This window comes from Shewanella kaireitica (assembly GCF_023284045.1).
Lineage (GTDB): Bacteria > Pseudomonadota > Gammaproteobacteria > Enterobacterales > Shewanellaceae > Shewanella > Shewanella kaireitica.
The window spans coordinates 32,661-50,560 of sequence record NZ_JAKIKQ010000019.1; the positions used below are offsets into that span (position 1 = coordinate 32,661).

Genomic DNA, 17,900 nt, shown 5'->3' on the forward strand with positions numbered 1-17,900 from the left:
AAAGGAGCTAGCCAAAGCGCTAGGCGCGATGGCGAGTATGGATATAAGTGAGGTTATTTACAGGCTTTTCATCAGCTCTGGTGTTACACCATCTTTTGAGATCTTGGCTCGCTGTATGCGACCGAGTACAGATTGCGCCATTGATTCAATGCCTTTGTAGGCATTTTTAGGGAGTAGCTTTAATAAGTATGCGGCTGCAAGTGTGGCGATGGTGCGCCCTGTCTCTTGTCTCATTATCGATGGCGAGGTTTTCAGTGCTTGTTTTATCCTCTCAACGGCTTCTTTGCCATCGTTATTACGTATGGCTTGTCTTGCGAGGTATCTTAATTGGTAGGCTCTAGCGCGACTCTCGTACTTAGTTAATAGCGCAGGGGCATAACGGCTAGCTTTGTTGATCATGTTTTCCCATGATGCATATTGCTTATTAAAGTCAGCGGATAAGCCTTGGTTATTAAGGCGGTAATAGGTGAGCGGCGCAGGTAAGCCTTCCATTTTCCAATGGGTGGTGGCGACAATTCTAAGCCAGCACTCGATATCTTCAGATTGACGGAAGTTCTCATCAAAGTAACAGCTGTGGGGATGGCTTTTATTAAGCGCTTGATAGCGTATATCACACAGGGTTTCTCGGCGGATGACTGGTGCTGAGCCATTACCCACAGGGTTGCGGCAAAGTAGGTCTCTGGCCCTTATATTAGTGAGTTGTGGCATTTGAAACACATTAATAGCGTTACCTTGATAATCGATAAATAGTGAGCGAGAAAAGCTAATTCCAACCTCTGGAGCATTGTCTAAATGCTCAACGTGTTGCGCGAGCTTTTCAGGGTGCCACATATCGTCAGAATCGATAAAAGCTACATAGCGACCAATAGCGTGACGGATCCCAGTGTTACGCGTAGCTGAAAGTCCTTGGTTCACTTCATGACTGATGATGCGAATACGTGAGTCTTTAAATTTTAGGCAAAGTGCAAGGCTATTATCAGGTGAGCAATCGTTCACTAGGATCAGTTCAAAATTACTAAAAGTTTGAGCCAGCACGGATTTGATTGCATCTTCCACAAAGGCTTCAACGTTATAGATTGGCATTACCACTGACACTTTTGCGGTTTGTGCTTTGGTATATCGGTCATTAGCAGTCATAGTGAGTCTCCGGTGAGCTTTTTGGTCATCGCTGGTATCAACGGCTTGTTAGCTTGGTTGTTCATGGTGTTTTCAGCATTAGCTGGCACTTGAGTTAGTCTTAGGTAAATAGTAAAACTGGGCATCACAAATAGGTGTACCAGCAAAATACCGAGTGCCACCGTGGTTAAGCCTGAAAAGCTACATAACGTTATTGTCACTGCCAGCATTACGGTAAAAGTGCTATTACAGATAAGGTTAAATTTGCTCTGACCAGAACTAATTAGATATTGGCTAGCAGCCTCACCAAGGGGTCTGACTAGCCCGCTTAAACAAAGTAAAATGAAGACAGGTAGTGCGCCGGCATCAAGCCACTTTTGGCCATAAATTAATGGCAGGTAAAAAGGCGCCAATGCTGCTTGCAGCGTAATTATCGGCACGGTGAGTAGCATAATAAATTTGAGCGATTGCCAGTATTTATCTTGTTGACTGACTCTGGTGGCGCTATTGTTGGATTCTTTTTGGCATAGATGGGAATAAAGCGCCGTGCCATAGCTTTGGATCAAACCAAGGCTAATGCCTAGACTGGCATTGAAGGCAAAGAAGTAGACTCCTAAAGCTTCAACCCCGAGAAAGTAACCCACCAGTATATAATCGATGTTTTGGCGCATGGCGATAGCCAAGTCGCCCAAGCCTACCTGTACACCAAATTTGAGCATTTCAATCGTTTGAGGCGCTAGACCAAGTCTTAGTGTTTTGGTGAGGCTATTAGTTTTTTCGGCATTAACAAGCTGTTTAACCTCGGCAGAGCTTGAAGAGGTCTCGGGCAGGGGATTGTGATATCGATGAACCCCAATCCAAACAAATATCACAATAATCTTCGGCAAAATAATTGCCCAGATCCCCAGCCCGAGTAAAGCAAGTGTTGCGGTTAACAGTCCGTCAAAAACGGTTTGCCAAAGCACTGCACGGCCAACCACCCGCATACGGTTTTGTCGCAGGTTTTGTGCAGCGTAAAGCATGCCAAGGGGGAGTAACAAATAGCTTGTTGCCATGAGTATCATAGGTGGTATGAGCTGCATGTCATCATAGTAGATGGCAAGCGGCCAGCTGAGTAAGCTCATGGCAACGAAGGCGGTTATTGCGGCTAACCAGTTCACTTGATTGGCACTGGCTAGCGCGTGTTTAAATTTTTCATCATCCATTTGAATCAATGCGGCAGATGAAATTCTGCGAGTGGGGGTGCAAATGACTTCGAAGGTGGTGAGGATGATCGCCACCAGACCAAATACTTCTGGTGTTAGCAAGCGTGCAATAATGATACTAGAACCTAAACGTACGATTCGCCCTAGCACTTGTGCCGAACCAAGCCAGAACAGACTCTTGCCTAGCGCGCTGCTAAACAAAGTGGTTACAGTGCTTTTTAGTTGCGAAATCGTTTGCATAAAGCCACCTGCTTTTGGGTTTGACAATGAATGGCAGTTAAAATTCTCTATCAGCTCTTATTGTCAACTCGATTCAATTAAGTCAGCACGTTTGCCATAGTGACATGTGTATTAGGCTCAACACCGACAGTTATAGCTAGGAGTTACAGGTATCGTGCCAACTTTACATATTGAGATAGACTAGGTTTAAGCTGTTGATTGTAAGCTCTATTTTTGTTGAGCTGATTGTGGGGGAGGTGAGGGCTGAAGCTGGTTCTAACAGAGGCTTGCTATCTGTTGCATAATGCAAATCAAATTGAGCGCAGTTATTGTGGGCTTGAATGGCATCAACCTAAGCTATTTGAGTCGTTTGGGATTCTAATTAGTGTTAGATGCTGACTTATTTTGCTTAAGCGCAATACCAACAATGACAAGACCTGGCCAAAATAGGTAGGCTAAAATTTCAAGATTTTCACCAAAGGTGTACAAAAATATCTGCAAAATAATGGCAATGGCAACTGCAGATATGGCGTTGCTAAAGATATAACGCAACAGGCTGATGAGGGTGACAATCATTGCTGATGCAAGGGCTATCGCCCCCACTATGCCTTTAACAAATAGCAATCCATACCAAGTGTGGTGGGAACCAATTGGCATGTACTCGACTAAATGCGGACCTCGCTCAACAATGCCATGTCCCCAAACAACGGCTTCGTTTGCCCAGCGTTCTAGCGCAATGTTAGCCAATTCTTGTCTGACTCTGGTTGAACCCGCGCGGGCATTTTTAAAGGCATCGATACTTTGCTCTACTTTTTCAAGCACACTATAGCCAGTTAAACCAAGTAGCAGTAAAGCTGGACTTGCAGCAAAATATAACCAGGGAGAACGGTGCCAGCGAATGAACATAAAAAAGCCAATCAGCAGCACGTAGCAGACTAACGCCAGTCTAGATTGCGATAGCAAAATCATGCATAAACTGCCGCTAAAGCCATAAAAGCGAAATCGCTTTGACTGCTCTTGTGTGGCAAAGATAAAAAACAGATTGCCCATCATTCCCAAAGCGGGTGCCCAGGGGGTAAACAATCGCCATCTTGGTACACCGCTACCAGGATCTAACTCATACAGGCTGACACTAAAAAACTCAGGCCCGGGTCCTCCGATAATACTTAATGGCGAGGTATACAGGGTGCTAGGGAGTTTTAATATCCAGGCCAGCACAAAAATGGGCAGTAAAATAAGCGTGTGTTTACAGACTATGCAAGCTGCACGATAGATAATTTGAGGGCGTATATTGAGTGAGCCAATTAATGGAAATATGGCGAGCAGTGCCCAGCCTTTTGCCCAGCCAATGCTTGATTTTACTAGCTTGGCTAGGCCAAGGCCTTCTGTTAAATGAGCAACGACTAACGCGAGTAACATCAACATCATTGCCGCTATCCAAAATAGCTGAGTGTTGCTAATGACATATGTTTGTTGCTTAAGTAATAGACGCTTAATCAGTCTTAGTAGTAGGACCCAAGCAATCACTGGGGCAACCACATACATGGCACCGAGTAACCAAAATAGGTAAGTGCCAGTGATGGCGCACCAAATTAGGCGTTCGTCAGAATTTTCTGGAGCATAGGCTTGCGGATCCATAGCATTCCCATCCCTGCGATGATTGATATCGATGCGGCAAAACCGCCCACGAGCGCCAGTAAGATAGCGAGCTTATCCGTTGACTCGGCTAATGTTGGCGCAGACATTAACTGTACCAAAGGAAACGAAGAATATATATCGGCTTTACCGACATCCATTTTGGCTAATGCTGAGGTAAATACGGCTGTTGCAACTTGATGTTCTCTTTGAAGATCTTCAAGCTTGGCGGCATCGTCATTGCTGTCATATAAACGATGGTCCCAATCATGGATCTGCTGAGATAGTGAACCTATCTGGCGTTTTAATCCTTTTGCCTGTGTGTCTAATGTTAGTAGCTGCTGCATCAATTGCGCACGACCATCTAAATCATCAGCCGATAGCATTAACATTAGGCGTTTATCTGTGTAGCCCAGTAATACCATGCAACGTTTTGATATCGCGGCAAGGATCGATTTCTGTTCATCTCTATGGGTCACCACTTGTGGATGACGCTTGCCATAACGGCTTGAATACTCGGTCAGCTTCGCAGTGACATTGGTATAACCGATAAGTAGCTGCTGAAACAATTGGTCATTTTTGAGTGTTAGTAGTCCCGCCGCTTGTTTTGGGGTTAGTGACAGATGTATTTCGAGCATTTTCTGGCTAGCAATCACGCCCTGGTACTCAGATTCTAAGTTGACTCGGTTGTGTCTTAAGCGCTCCATTGTGAGCGCCAGCTCTTTGAATTGATCTAAGGTCACTAAGCCATGCTCTGATTGAAACTCCAATAACTTCTCTTGAGTCAGACTGACTTTATTGGCAAAGCTTGCCATGCCCACGCGGATAGCATCTTCGCGCTGTTGTACTTCGTCATTTCGTAGCTGCGAAAGCAGTGCTTGCAGGCTGTGGTAGTGCGCCCAGCCACGCTGCTGTGCATCTTCGGCAGTGGTTGATTTGATACTAAATTGCATTAAACCTGTTTGATTAGGTAGCTTTAACTTTGGCTTAGTGAATTCGCTGTTCTTTATATTCATGGTTTTTGCTGCCGCATTTAATAGTGTTTTGCTGGTGGCAATCGATTTGTAATTGATTCTGGGATCGATTGCTGAACTCAAATAGGGCGAGCTCACTGAGCTATTGGCTTGGCCGACACTGTCTAAACTCACCACTGCACCTGCGCCTGCACCAGGCAAAATCAATGTCCATTGGCTAACGTAGCGGCTAGGTGTGATAAATATAAATAACAGCACTAATAGCCAAATCGATGCCAGCAGGGTAAAAGTTAGCTTTAGATAAGCACTTCTTCGCTCTTTTGCTGACATTTGGCTGCCATCGACCAATAAGCGCTTCAGCCAAAGTAGAGGTCTTAGTTGTTGATTTTTCATAATAGCCTCCTTTCTTTATGCGCCGTTAAAGCAATTCAAGTAACGTTGCAGGAACCAGTATTTCGGTGACGGTTCGAGCAATTTCACGCATATTGGTTACACGTGAGTCATAGCAGGCTATGCCATCACCTGGCATCAAAATAGGGTTCATGCCTGTCTCCCAAGAGTTACGGATGAGCGAGTCCATCGAGCGTTCAATCACGTCCACCTCGGCTGTTAATGGATTCTTAGTTATCAGTAGCAGATGGCGACTCGCGTTAGTTGATTGCGCGCCCCCGACGCAGTTTGCAGCAATTGCGCCATTGAGTAGACGGGTGCCATAGGGAAAGCGTGTCGCGTCAGTATCTACCGCCGATTGCGAGTTACTGCTCGCCGGTTGAGTTAGGTTGGATAAAAACACGCGGATCCCTGGTGCGGTTATTTGCGAGGGGCGCGCTAATGCATCGTCAAAATAGTCATGTTGCGGCACATGGATATGATCCCCAGACATCAGCGTCATTGAAGGCACCGGGTAACCGTGGATCACACCTGATAGGTCAAGTTTGAAACTGTGTTGCTCTCGAATAACGATGATTTCACTGATATTAGCATCAGGGCGCACACCGCCTGAGGCTCTTAGAGCTGCTGCAATACTTCTTTCTGATGCCTGATCACCACTGTGATTGCCATCGTCATCGATGATCTCTGTGTCTGTTTTCTTATTGATCTGATGCTGTCCTGGCTCAAATACACCACCAGAAACGGTGACTTCAACGGGAGCCCATTTGAGTGGCGTGATGCTGAGCCGCACACTATTTTTTAGCATGAAATCTTCATCAACAAGGTGCTTGCTTATTGCGGCGGTTAGTTGCTGCACATCAAGCCCTTTAGCGTGAATAGGTTGCAGATAAGGTAGGTAGATATAACCATCATTATTGATCTCTACATTGCCACTAAACTCGTCACCATTGAGTACATTGACTTTCAATCTATCACCTACCGATAAACGAATATTTTGCGGTAAATGCAATGCCTGCTGTGCTTGAGCGGTATCCATTAACCAGGTGGTGCCCATAGGGTCATTGGCTTGCTGAGCTATATTTTTAGGTGCTCGTTCACTGGTTTTGCTGCGCATATAAGGCGTGTCGCTAGGGTAAAAATGGCACTGAGTCATGTCATCTTCAACATTGTCACAGATATCAACCTCTTCAGGATGATGTGGCAGCACACAGCCAGATAATATCGTAGCTAGAGTGATGGCTAGCAATGTCGACAACCCTTGGCCTAATGGTGCACCTGTTGTCGATTTTGTGGCAATGTTTTGCTCTGCGCAGCTATGGATTGTGCTTGAAAATTTCATGCTGTGATTGGGGTTCATAGCGTTATCCTTAATGCTCTACTTGTTAGCTAACAAGTTCATTGCATATGTAGTCAATTGCCGCGGCTTCATCTTCATAAATTGCAAACACTTGATGCAGACGGGTGAGCTCGATAAGTGCACGAACGCCGGAAGTGGGTGAAAGCAATACGATTTCGCCATCGTGCTCTTCCACTTTTTTGAGCGCAGAGATCAATACTGATAATCCACTTGAATCGATATAATGAACCTGGTGTAGATCGATAACCAACTGGGTCATTCCCATATCAATTTGCTGTAAAATCGCCGCGCGTAATGTTGGCGTTTGGGTCATTACCATTTCAACTGGCAAGGTGATTTTGCATGCATTATTCTGTGCGAGTTGGGAGAATTTCATGGTGAGCTCCTTAAATTGCTGTTAGACAGCTTGCTAAATAGTTTGCTAATAAGCACTGAGTCCTTTTGATTTTGCACTCGGTTTCATTAACATTACTTTAAAGGTTGCAACTCTAATGCCAGTTTTTAAGTTGTTGTATTTTATTGTTTTAATGTGATTTGTAGCATAAATGGATTTGGTTGCTATCGCTGAGTTCTTAAAATGCAAAGCATAATGAGCAGATTGCAAATCTCGGAAAATCTGGAGTTCGATGGGCTAGCGGCGGATGTGTATTTTAGTGTGCTGTAATGAGCAGGTTAATACGCTGTGCTTTAGCTTTGGTGTGTTTAATTATAAGTATAAACACAGCGTACTATTATCAAGTGATTGCTTTGCAAATGTTGAATTGACCATTAGAAATTCTTGAGTTGGTTTGAATATTGAGTGCTTCATTGAGTTGATAAGCTCAATTGTAAATGAGTGCCTGCTACAGACTGCTGCACTCTGACATTGTCCATCCAGCTGTGCATTATCCATAAACCTCGGCCTGATTCTGTTGCCGTATTTGGGCATTGTTTTGGGGCTTGGTTATTTTGTAGTTCAGAATTATCGAGCAGATCAATCACAACCTTATCGTCGCCACTGTGGAGAATTAAAATCATCTCTTTTGAGTGACTATTGCTATGGTTAATGACATTGGCTACAGCTTCTAAAACACAAGTGACAATTTTAAATCTTTGTGAGGTGCTGATTTGGTTCTGCAGCATAAACTGATCGATTTCCAAGCACAGCGAGTGCTTGGCTAATAGTGCTTTGTTAAGGTTTATCTGTAGGCTGTTCATCGTTTATTCCTTGTTGAAATCCAATTTGCGTTAGCTGAGTACTAAATTAAAAGTGAGCGGTGCCTGACGTTACTGATGACTGGCTTGAAATAAGCATCAGTGAAATATCATCTTGCGCCTGTTGTTGCTGCCACAAGTCACTGCTATGACTTAAGTGATGTAGCAAGCTGTCAGGCTTAAGTTCTCTGGCATCATTGATAATTCTCAGCAGCCTCTGTTGGCCAAAGAAGCCATGCTTTGGGTGACGACATTCATAGATCCCGTCGGAGTAAAGCAATAGATGTTCGTGTTGAGTTAATGATAATTGACTACTGCGATACTGATAATTATTGCGGATCCCTAAAGGCAGTTGCGGTGCAATATTTAGCTTATTTTCATCGGCAAAGTAAGCGTGTTGTGGACTAATCACAATTGGGGCAGGATGACCAGCATTGACCAGCTCGACTTGACCCGTCACCGTATTGGCAATACCAATTACCATAGTGGCAAAGCGACCACTGTTTTGTGGGTCATCAAACTCGCTGTTGAGAGTATTCGCGAGGCGACACACATCTAAGGCTTGCCAGGCGTCTCGGTTATTGGTTAAGTTTTGCGCTAAGGTAAAACTCTGCATAGAGGCTGCAGTGCCATGACCACTGACATCAAGTAGATAAAAACCAATATGCTGGTCGTCGATATTGAAGCATTGAAAAATATCGCCTGCGAGATCATGCGCTGGCTTAAACTCACATGTCACTTGCCATTGTTGATTGAGCTGACTGTTATTGGGTAAAAGTGCTTGTTGTAATTGCGCGGCTAACGCCAAATCTTGTTTAACGACACTTAAGTATTGCTGCTCTTTTACGAGTAGTTGATTGAGTGTTTCATTTTTCTGTGCCAATTGTTGCTGCATCTCAATTATTCTCTGGCCTGCATGAACACGCGCTTTTAGCACTGCACTATTAAAAGGCTTAGCCAGATAGTCATCAGCACCGGAGTTAATCCCTTCTACTATGTGAGTATTTTCACTATTGCCTGTGAGTAGAATGATGTAAGGGCAATTGGGGAAGTGTTTAATGACTTTACAAAACTCTATGCCGCTCATACTTGGCATCATCCAATCGGTGATGACCAGATCAATCTGATGTGTCTTAAGGTATGCAATTGCCTCGACAGCATTAGAGAAATCTACGCATTTGTGACCCATCGCTTTCATCAAAGACGCTAATAAACAGCGTTCGCTGTTGCAATCTTCGACAAGCATAATGCTTAGTTGGTGCTCTGCTTGCCTGTTGCTAAATACCGTCATGAGTCAATTCGCATTTCGTTGGGTCATGTAGCTAGACAGCAAACGATATGCCACATTATTTTCCGGCAAGGTAAGTGACTGTATAAACTAAGTCTTTTAAAAATCACGTCATTTTAGGTGCGTTTTTGACTTTGTCATATTCATGAGCTAATTGCATTTTGCAAAAAGGTTTAGCAGATTGATAAAACAGAAAGGGGTGTTGTAACTGATTGTTTTTCAGTTGGTATTCCTGCGGATTGGTTTCAGCGTGGGGATGATTGAGTGCTTGGCGTATTTATTGCTTTGTTCAGTAGATAATAAGTTGAGATCACGTGTAAGGGATCGACATGTATTTACTGTTAGCTGAAGTTATTAATATAGTGAAGTGCAGTAAAAGCGCTGTAGCTGCGAGACTGCTTTTGAGTGCAACCTTGGTATTTTCTCTGCTTGTCTGGAGCGTAAACGCCGCAGAAGATGCAGCTCAGGCTTCAGCTGAGACGCTAGTGTTTGGCGTTGTTCCACAACAGGCTGCAAGTACATTGGCAAAAGCCTGGGGCCCTTTACTCAAAGAGCTGTCGCAAAATGCAAAAGTTGATTTGCGTTTTGCAACTGCACCGGATATTCCGACTTTCGAAGCACGAGTAGCAAAAGGAGAATATGATGTTGCTTATATGAATCCGCATCATTATGCCCAGTTTCATCAGTCACAAGGGTATCAAGCTTTAGTCAAAGAGAAAGATAAAAAGCTTAAAGGGATTATCGTGGTTGCAAAAGATGCCAGCTTTCAGAGTTTAGATGACTTAGCGGGAGAGACTATTGCCTTTCCTGCACCTGGTGCTTTTGCTGCCAGTATGATCCCTCGAGCTAGCTTAAAACAGCGAAATATTGAATTTAAGCCGCAATATGTAGGCTCACATGATTCGGTTTACCTCGCTGTTTCGCAAGGATTATTTAATGCTGGCGGCGGCGTAGGCCGAACTTTTAACAATTTACCGATTGAGACTCAATCCAAATTAAGGATCCTTTGGACTACGCCTAAATATACTCCCCATGCAATAGCGGTACATCCTCGAGTATCCGCTCATACTCGTAAGATTTTGATTGCTGAATTGGTGGCGCTTTCGCAATCAGAATTTGGACGTTCTCTACTTAACAACCTTGGTTTTAAGCGCTTAGAGCCTGCAGTTGACAGTGATTGGGATGATGTTAGATCGCTAGAGTTGGACCAATTGTCAGTGCCGATCATTGATGAAACTCCTTTGCAGGAGAAGCGCTAATGTCATTTCGATTAAAAACGATTCTAGGTATCGCTATTATTGAAGGCTTGCTGTTAATGCTGCTGGTGTATACCAGTATTAGCTATTTAAAATCTTCGAATGAATCTGAAATTGAAAAGCGTGCCCAGTCAACGGCTTCACTGTTTGCCGCCGCGGCCAAAGATGCCGTCTTGAGTACAGACTTGTCTACGTTAAATAACCTTGCCAACGAGCTGATTTCAACCAAACAAGTCTTATATGTCAATGTATTCAATCAGGACAATTTGCTGGTCACTGCTGGAGTGGATAACGGCGCACATTTAGCAATGCGAGATATTAATGTCAGTAGCGTTGATGACGGAATATTAGATATCGAGGCGATGGTAGCAGAGTCTGGGATTGTCTATGGCCGAGTAGAGCTGGGCGTAGAGATCGCCAAACTGGATATATTTATTGCAGATGCCACTAAGCAGTTTATGTTGATTGCTGCCTTAGAAATGCTGCTAGTCGCGCTTTTCTCTTGGTTGCTAGGTCATTATTTAACCCGCAATCTACAGCAACTAAAGTCAGCCTCTACCCGGGTTTTTGCTGGGGAGAAGCAAGTTAAAATACCGGTAATCTCCCGAGACGAGATTGGTCAAGCAGCTCTTGCATTCAACCAGATGGTTGAACAAATCGATATAAAAACTCACGCACTTGAAAATGCTAATACTCGCTTAAGCACCATTTTAGGCACGGCGTTAGATGGCTATATCATTATTAATACTCAGGGAGAAATAAGCGAAGTTAACCCCGCAGTCAGTCGTCTTTTTGGTTATAAGGATTGTGAGTTACTCGGAGAAAACGTGTCGCTATTACTGCCGATGTCAGAGAGAGGAATGCATGACGTTTATATCCGTAATTACCTTGAAAGTGGGGAATCAAAAATCATTGGTAAAGGACGAGAGCTATTGGCCCAACATAAAGCGGGTGAGTTGTTTCCCATTGAGTTATCTATTTCGAAAATGGAGCTTGATGGTGAAATCCTCTTTTTGGGCTTAGTTAAAGATTTAACGGATGTTAAGCGAGCCCAAGTCGCCGCGCAGCGCACTGAGTCAATCTTACTCGCTACATTAGAGGGCAGTAAAGATGGACTCATTACCATCGACACTACTGGAGAGATCCAAGAGGTCAATGACTCTGCCTGTTTGATGTTTCATGCGCACGCAAGTGCATTGGTAGGTAAAAGAATGGAGTCTTGCCTGTTTCAAGGGGAAGCGCAGGTAGCTTTTCGAGAAATTCTGGAGGAGTATCATCGTACTGGCGCAGGTAAAGCATTTAAAAATGCCACCGAAATATATGCTACTCGCTTTGATGGTAAACAGCTGCCTATTGAGCTAACTCTGATCCCGGTGCAGTTAGGCAATGAGATGCTGCTAACCGCATTTATTCGTGATATTTCAAGGCGGATGGAGTATGAAACCCAGCTTAAGCTGGCGAAAGAACAAGCTGAGCAGGGCAGTAAAGCGAAGTCACGATTCTTAGCCACTATGAGCCATGAAATTCGTTCTCCACTCAATGCGGTATTGGGTAGTGTTGAGTTATTACTGGATTCTAAACTCAATAAAGAGCAAAGGATCTATGCCAATACTGCTAAAGAAGCGGGCACAGCTTTGTTGAGCACAATTAATGATATTTTGGACTTTTCTAAGATTGAAGCAGGGCAAATGTTGCTGGAGAAAAGTAGCTTCTCAGCAGCTAAACTGGTTTATCAGGTGCTACAGATACTATCGCCTAAGGCGCAAGATAAAGGCATCACTTTAGCCAGCTTTGTTAATTGTAATGTGCCAGAAAGTCTTATCGGTGACGGTCAGCGTTTACGTCAAGTTCTGCATAATTTGGTTGATAATGCGATTAAGTTTTCCGCGGGTGGGTGTATATCAGTAGAGATGTGGTTGCTTGAAAGTCAGCAAAATAAAGCTCAGTTATATTGCACTGTTACTGATCAAGGAATAGGGATCTCTGACGAGGCACAACTCACCTTATTCAAAGAGTTCAGTCAGGTGCATGATGACCACAATACTAACTATAGTGGCACCGGACTTGGGCTGGCTATTTGTGCTGAACTGATCACCCGAATGGGTGGAAGTATTGCAGTAAGGAGTGAGCAAGGGCTGGGAAGTTGCTTTAGTTTTGATGTCAACTTGGAGCTTGATAAAACTGTGCAACCAGTCTCTAGTCAAATGATTGAAGATGCGCGAGTATTATTAGTCCACCCAAACCTGACCTATTGTGCATTGTTTGAAAAGCAGTACCGTCAATATGGTGTTCAAGTAAATTGTGTTCATCGGGTTGAAGATATTTTTAATCGATTAAAAGTGCAAGGGCGTTTTAGCTTAGTGTTGATTGATGAGCGCAGTCTGGTTGAATTGACTGAACAGCAAGCAAAACAGGTTGAAGGAGCTTACCTTAATGAAGAAGGCTTAATGGCGGCATTAATGACCGTTGTCGTGCCTGAAGCATCAAAATTGCTAGCAAAGGTTGGTCTTGAACAGGTCGTTAACAAGCCGCTCAGCAGGGATATGATGTTGGCGATGTTGAGCGGTGAACATAGCTTTAGTACTGATATTGCTACCATAGAGGAATGTTCGAGTCTTCAGAGTCAACCAAACTTGCCAATATTGTTAGCTGAAGATAGCCCAGCAAACCAGATTGTGGCTAGTGCACTGTTAAATAAGGCTGGCTTTACTGTTGAGATTGCAAATAATGGTAAAGAAGCGGTCACTATGGCGCTAGCCAAAAAGTATGGCTTGATCCTGATGGATATGCGAATGCCTGAAATGGATGGTGTTGAAGCGACAGAGCATATTTTGCAGCACAATCCACAGCAGATCATTATTGCAATGACTGCTAATGTGCAGAAAGAGGATGTTGATTTATGCATGAATGCAGGGATGAAGGACTTTGTGCCTAAGCCTGTCAATCGCGCTCAATTGATAAAGTCAGTTAATCATTGGATGGCTGCTGCAAAGGGGGCAGGCGATGAGAACTCAGTGACTCATATTGATGTGGTGACTGACAGCGAGCAAGTGACGATTGCTGGCGCAGATAAGATTGCAACAAGCGCTGTGGCTCCGTCTACAATTAGTGCAGAGTCAGGAAGAAAAGAGAGTCTTTCTAATGGAGAGAATAATTTGACTGAAACGGATGCATCATTGCAACAATCTTTGAATAATACAGCCGATATTCCGCGCAGTGAAATACTTGATGAAGCAACACTAGCAGAACTTTCAAATATGCTAGGTGAGGAGGCGATGCTAAGAATGTTCAGCGTATTCCTCAATGAGGCTGAAGAGAGGATAACGGTATTAAAATCATTATTTCATGCTTATGAATCGTTAGGACATTGTGATTTAGATGAAGTCGATATACAGGCGCACACGCTTAAAAGTAGTGCTGGCAGCTTTGGTGCTAAAGCGTTAAGTGTAGCGGCAAAATCATTAGAGCTTAGTGCTAAAGCGGGTAATCTTGAAGACGCGCCCAAATTACTTAGTAATGTGATTGAAGTTGGTGAGCGGACATTACAGGTATTTAAGGCTCACTTAGCCCCTAGTACTTAAGGGATTAAGGTTTGAAATGTTTTCCAGCGCTTAAGGTGAATACTTATGCGAGGTAGGAAAACCAGAAGAAGATAAAACTGCTAGACTTGATTAACAAGCCTTGGTATCTGCTATCTCAATGGTTATGATGGATTATCTATTTTTGGCTTTTAATACTTATTGAATAGGTTGATTTTTATATGGATATATCTAGCTCGTTTACCGCATTACTGGTAGAAGACAGCATGTCGCTTGGAGCATTATACACTGAGTTTTTGCGTGCAGATGGAGCCAAAGTCACTCATGTTAATCATGGTGGTGATGCTCTTAACGAGTTAAAGCAGTGGCAACCCGATCTGCTGGTGCTAGATATTAAATTACCCGATATGTCTGGAATGGATATTCTGGATATCGTCCAAAAACAGTATCCCGACATTACCGTTATTATGATCACTGCCCATGGCACTATCGATCTCGCCGTAGATGCTATGCGAGCGGGTGCTTTTGACTTTTTAGTCAAACCTTTTGATGCTAAACGCCTCTCTATTACGGTTCGAAATGCCCTTAAGCAGCGCCACTTGGTTAATTTGGTGGCTAAGTATGAGAGCAGCCTGCCTAAGCCTCACTACATGGGGTTCGTTGGCGAATCACTAGCGATGCAAACGGTTTATAAAACGATTGATTGTGTAGCAAACAGTAAAGCATCGGCATTTATCGTCGGTGAAAGTGGTACCGGTAAAGAGGTATGCGCCCATGCTATTCATCATGCGGGCAGTCGCCGTGATGAAGCGTTTGTCGCATTGAACTGTGCTTCAATTCCTAAAGATTTAATCGAAAGTGAGATTTTTGGTCATACCAAAGGTGCATTTACTGGCGCAGTTGCTAACCGTGATGGCGCTGCGACAAGAGCACATAATGGTACTCTATTTCTTGATGAAATTTGCGAAATGGATCTTGAACTGCAAAGTAAATTGCTGCGCTTTATTCAGACTGGCGTGTTCCAACGAGTAGGTGGTACCAAAGAGGAGAAAGTCGACGTACGTTTTGTCAGTGCCACCAACCGAGCACCGTGGGATGAGGTTAAAGCTGGCCGTTTCAGAGAAGATCTTTTCTACCGTTTGCATGTAATCCCTATTGAACTTCCGCCGTTAAGAATGCGCGGCAAAGATATTTTGTTGCTGGCAACTAAGTTACTTAAAGAATATAACAAAGAGGAAGGTAAGCAGTTCAAGCACTTTAGCGCTGAGGCAAAGCAATGCCTTAAGCACTATCAATGGCCTGGTAATGTTAGGCAACTGCAGAATGTGATTAGGCAGGTTGTGGTGCTCAATGATGCTGAAAATGTTGAACTTGATATGCTTCCGATACAGGTGAAAGCCAATATCAACGTGAAGCAGGTTGCGCCGCAAGCGCAAAGCGCTACGGCACTGTTTGCTGAACCAGCAGCGCCTTCCTTAGTCAAAGGCTCTATTGAGGTTCAAGGCAGTGTAACTGAAGCTCAAGACACAGGTGCCGTTGCACCAGCTGCTGATATCGTCCCTTTATGGATCACCGAGAAGCAAACCATTGAAGATGCAATAGCCTTTTGTGATGGTAATGTTCCAAAGGCCGCAGCCTTATTAGATATCAGCGCATCGACTATTTACCGCAAACGGCAAAGTTGGGAAGAGTTAGAAAGCAGCTTAAGCCACGAAGGCTAGCGCTTACTTTTATCTTGTTACGATATAGAGTTAAACACACGATAAGAGTAGACTTCAAGTCTACTCTTTTTTGTTTGAGCCCGAGGCCGCTGATGAAGTTTCTAGTCGATACCCACGCCCATACCATAGCTTCTACTCATGCTTACAGTACGCTGCACGACTACTTAAATGTCGCCAAAGAGAAAGGTATTAAACTGTTCGCCATTACGGATCATGGGCCAGATATGGCTGATGCGCCGCATTTTTGGCATTTTGTAAATATGCGAGTATTACCACGGATTGTTGATGGTGTCGGAGTACTTAGAGGGATCGAAGCGAACATCAAAAACCTGCAGGGTGAAATTGATTTCTTCGGTGATTATTTACAGCAGCTAGATATCGTATTAGCGGGCTTTCATGAACCCGTTTTTCCGCCATCAACAGCAGAAAACCATACTCAAGCTCTTATAAATTGTATTGAAAGTGGCAAGGTAGATATTATTAGCCACCCAGGTAATCCAGCGTATCCGATTGATATTGAGAGAGTCGCTCAAGCTGCAGCAAAGCATAATGTAGCGCTAGAGATCAATAACTCTTCATTTTTAACCTCACGCAAAGGCAGTGAAAAAAGCTGTACGGCAATTGCTCAGGCGGTGAAAGAAGCGGGCGGATTGTTAGTGATGGGCTCAGATTCTCATGTTGCATTCAGTTTAGGTGATTTTGATAAAGCCGAGGAGGTGATTGAAGCAGTGCAATTTCCAATAGAGCGGTTACTTAACAGAAGCCCAGAAGCTTTGTTGTGTTTTTTATCCGCAAGAGGCCATGACTCACTTGATGAGTATGCCGAGCTTGTATGAACGTTCTTGAAAAAATTCTATAAAGGCTACGCTCTAAACTCTTATGCAAGCTCCCATAAAAATAATGGTTACTGGTGGCAATGGCCAACTCGCTCAGTCGTTAGCATTAATCGCTCACCTAAGTGATGCAAAAGTGAAAGCAGGCTCTTTTACTCGTATAACTGCTGAAATTATGCACGCCTTAGTCAATATTTTACCTGAAGTGAGCAACTGCTTGAGCGAGCAAGATGAATTGTACCTGCTTTCTCACCGAGAGTTAGATATTTGCGACTCTGTTGCTATAGACGCCGCTTTTAAACAGGTTAAACCCGATGTGGTGATTAACAGCGCGGCATATAACGCAGTCGATAATGCTGAAACTGACTCTGAAAGCGCATTTAAGGTTAACGTTGAGGGGCCCAAATTACTGGCAGAGCGCTGTAAACGTGACGGAGTAATGCTGGTTCATATCTCTTCAGACTTTGTATTTTCTGGTGAGAAAAGTTCTGCTTATAATGAGCAAGATACTCCAGCTCCGTTATCTGTTTACGGTAAAAGTAAGCTCGCAGGTGAATTGGCTGTACGGCAAGTTTTAGCTGAGCAAGCTTATATTATTCGAACCAGCTGGCTCTACAGCTGCCAAGGGGATAATTTTGTTCATACAATGCAGAAGTTGTTTGCAGCAAAGGAGCAAGTATCAGTTATCGCCGATCAATATGGCAGTCCCACGTGGAGTGAAGCTCTAGCTGTCATTATCTTTAAGTTGATTAAGCAAAAAGAAGTGACTCGTTTTGGTGCTTACCTAGGAACGAGTATAGATGCAAACTTTAGCACTCAGTTTACTGGTCAATCTGTCAGCGACAGTGTTGGTTTCAACAGTTTGTTTCACTATGCAGCAGCGAACAGCTGCTCTTGGCTTGAATTTGCGCAAGAGATTCAGAGATTGGTGCTAGTGGGTGATAAATCCAAAAAAGCTCATTGCAACATTAGACCGATTAGCACTTTATCTTGGCAAGCTGGTCATGAACAGATATTGGCCAGAAGGCCGAAACAGAGCGCGCTTAATAATCAAAGAATATGCCAGCAGTTGGGTTTAAGAGAGGGAAGTTTGTTGAAGGCTAAATGGCAACTGCAGCTCAAAGGAATGCTAGATTTTCAAAAAATTATCATCGCTAATTGATACGAGTA

13 protein-coding genes are annotated in these 17,900 nt (G+C 43.7%); 5 read left to right on the forward strand and 8 right to left on the reverse strand.

Features of this window, described 5'->3' with window-relative positions; genetic code table 11:
• Positions 1-57 precede the first annotated feature (57 nt).
• The 8 genes from L2730_RS18615 to L2730_RS18650 form a co-directional block, all read right to left on the reverse strand.
• The gene (locus L2730_RS18615) at positions 58-1,137 is read right to left on the reverse strand and encodes a glycosyltransferase family 2 protein (RefSeq protein ID WP_248975962.1); all 1,080 of its coding nucleotides are present in this window, start codon (positions 1,135-1,137) and stop codon (positions 58-60) included.
• The gene (locus L2730_RS18620; RefSeq protein ID WP_248975963.1) at positions 1,134-2,561 is read right to left on the reverse strand and encodes an oligosaccharide flippase family protein; all 1,428 of its coding nucleotides are present in this window, start codon (positions 2,559-2,561) and stop codon (positions 1,134-1,136) included. The genes L2730_RS18615 and L2730_RS18620 overlap by 4 nt, the downstream gene beginning before the upstream one ends.
• 357 nt (positions 2,562-2,918) lie before the next feature.
• A complete protein-coding gene (locus L2730_RS18625; RefSeq protein WP_248975964.1) occupies positions 2,919-4,178 on the reverse strand; it encodes an O-antigen ligase family protein in 1,260 nt (419 codons plus the stop codon).
• Positions 4,133-5,542: a GumC domain-containing protein gene (locus L2730_RS18630; RefSeq protein WP_248975965.1), complete on the reverse strand. Its 1,410-nt coding sequence runs from the start codon at positions 5,540-5,542 to the stop codon at positions 4,133-4,135. Before L2730_RS18630 ends, L2730_RS18625 begins: the two co-directional genes overlap by 46 nt.
• 25 nt (positions 5,543-5,567) lie before the next feature.
• Positions 5,568-6,899 (reverse strand): polysaccharide biosynthesis/export family protein, encoded by a 1,332-nt coding sequence (locus L2730_RS18635; RefSeq protein ID WP_248975966.1) that lies wholly within the window; start codon positions 6,897-6,899, stop codon positions 5,568-5,570.
• A gap of 25 nt (positions 6,900-6,924) precedes the next feature.
• On the reverse strand, positions 6,925-7,275 hold the full coding sequence (locus L2730_RS18640) for an STAS domain-containing protein (protein WP_248975967.1): 351 nt from the start codon (positions 7,273-7,275) through the stop codon (positions 6,925-6,927).
• A gap of 428 nt (positions 7,276-7,703) precedes the next feature.
• Positions 7,704-8,096 carry an ATP-binding protein gene (locus L2730_RS18645; RefSeq protein ID WP_248975968.1) on the reverse strand — a complete coding sequence of 131 codons (393 nt, stop codon included), beginning with the start codon at positions 8,094-8,096 and terminating at the stop codon, positions 7,704-7,706.
• 46 nt (positions 8,097-8,142) lie between these two features.
• On the reverse strand, positions 8,143-9,384 hold the full coding sequence (locus tag L2730_RS18650) for a SpoIIE family protein phosphatase (protein ID WP_248975969.1): 1,242 nt from the start codon (positions 9,382-9,384) through the stop codon (positions 8,143-8,145).
• Between the two features lie 326 nt (positions 9,385-9,710).
• On the opposite strand from L2730_RS18650, the gene L2730_RS18655 reads away from it, so the two are divergent.
• From L2730_RS18655 to rfbD, 5 genes are all read left to right on the forward strand, one after another.
• Entirely contained in the window at positions 9,711-10,640 is a 930-nt protein-coding gene (locus L2730_RS18655) for a phosphate/phosphite/phosphonate ABC transporter substrate-binding protein (RefSeq protein ID WP_248975970.1), read from the forward strand.
• Positions 10,640-14,218: a PAS domain S-box protein gene (locus L2730_RS18660; RefSeq protein WP_248975971.1), complete on the forward strand. Its 3,579-nt coding sequence runs from the start codon at positions 10,640-10,642 to the stop codon at positions 14,216-14,218. Before L2730_RS18655 ends, L2730_RS18660 begins: the two co-directional genes overlap by 1 nt.
• A 179-nt stretch (positions 14,219-14,397) precedes the next feature.
• The gene (locus tag L2730_RS18665; RefSeq protein ID WP_248975972.1) at positions 14,398-15,897 is read left to right on the forward strand and encodes a sigma-54-dependent transcriptional regulator; all 1,500 of its coding nucleotides are present in this window, start codon (positions 14,398-14,400) and stop codon (positions 15,895-15,897) included.
• 92 nt (positions 15,898-15,989) lie between these two features.
• Positions 15,990-16,733, forward strand: a complete 744-nt coding sequence (locus L2730_RS18670) for a phosphatase (protein ID WP_248975973.1) — start codon at positions 15,990-15,992, stop codon at positions 16,731-16,733.
• A 43-nt stretch (positions 16,734-16,776) separates the two neighbouring features.
• Positions 16,777-17,892, forward strand: a complete 1,116-nt coding sequence (rfbD, locus tag L2730_RS18675) for a dTDP-4-dehydrorhamnose reductase (protein ID WP_248975974.1) — start codon at positions 16,777-16,779, stop codon at positions 17,890-17,892.
• Positions 17,893-17,900 lie beyond the last annotated feature (8 nt).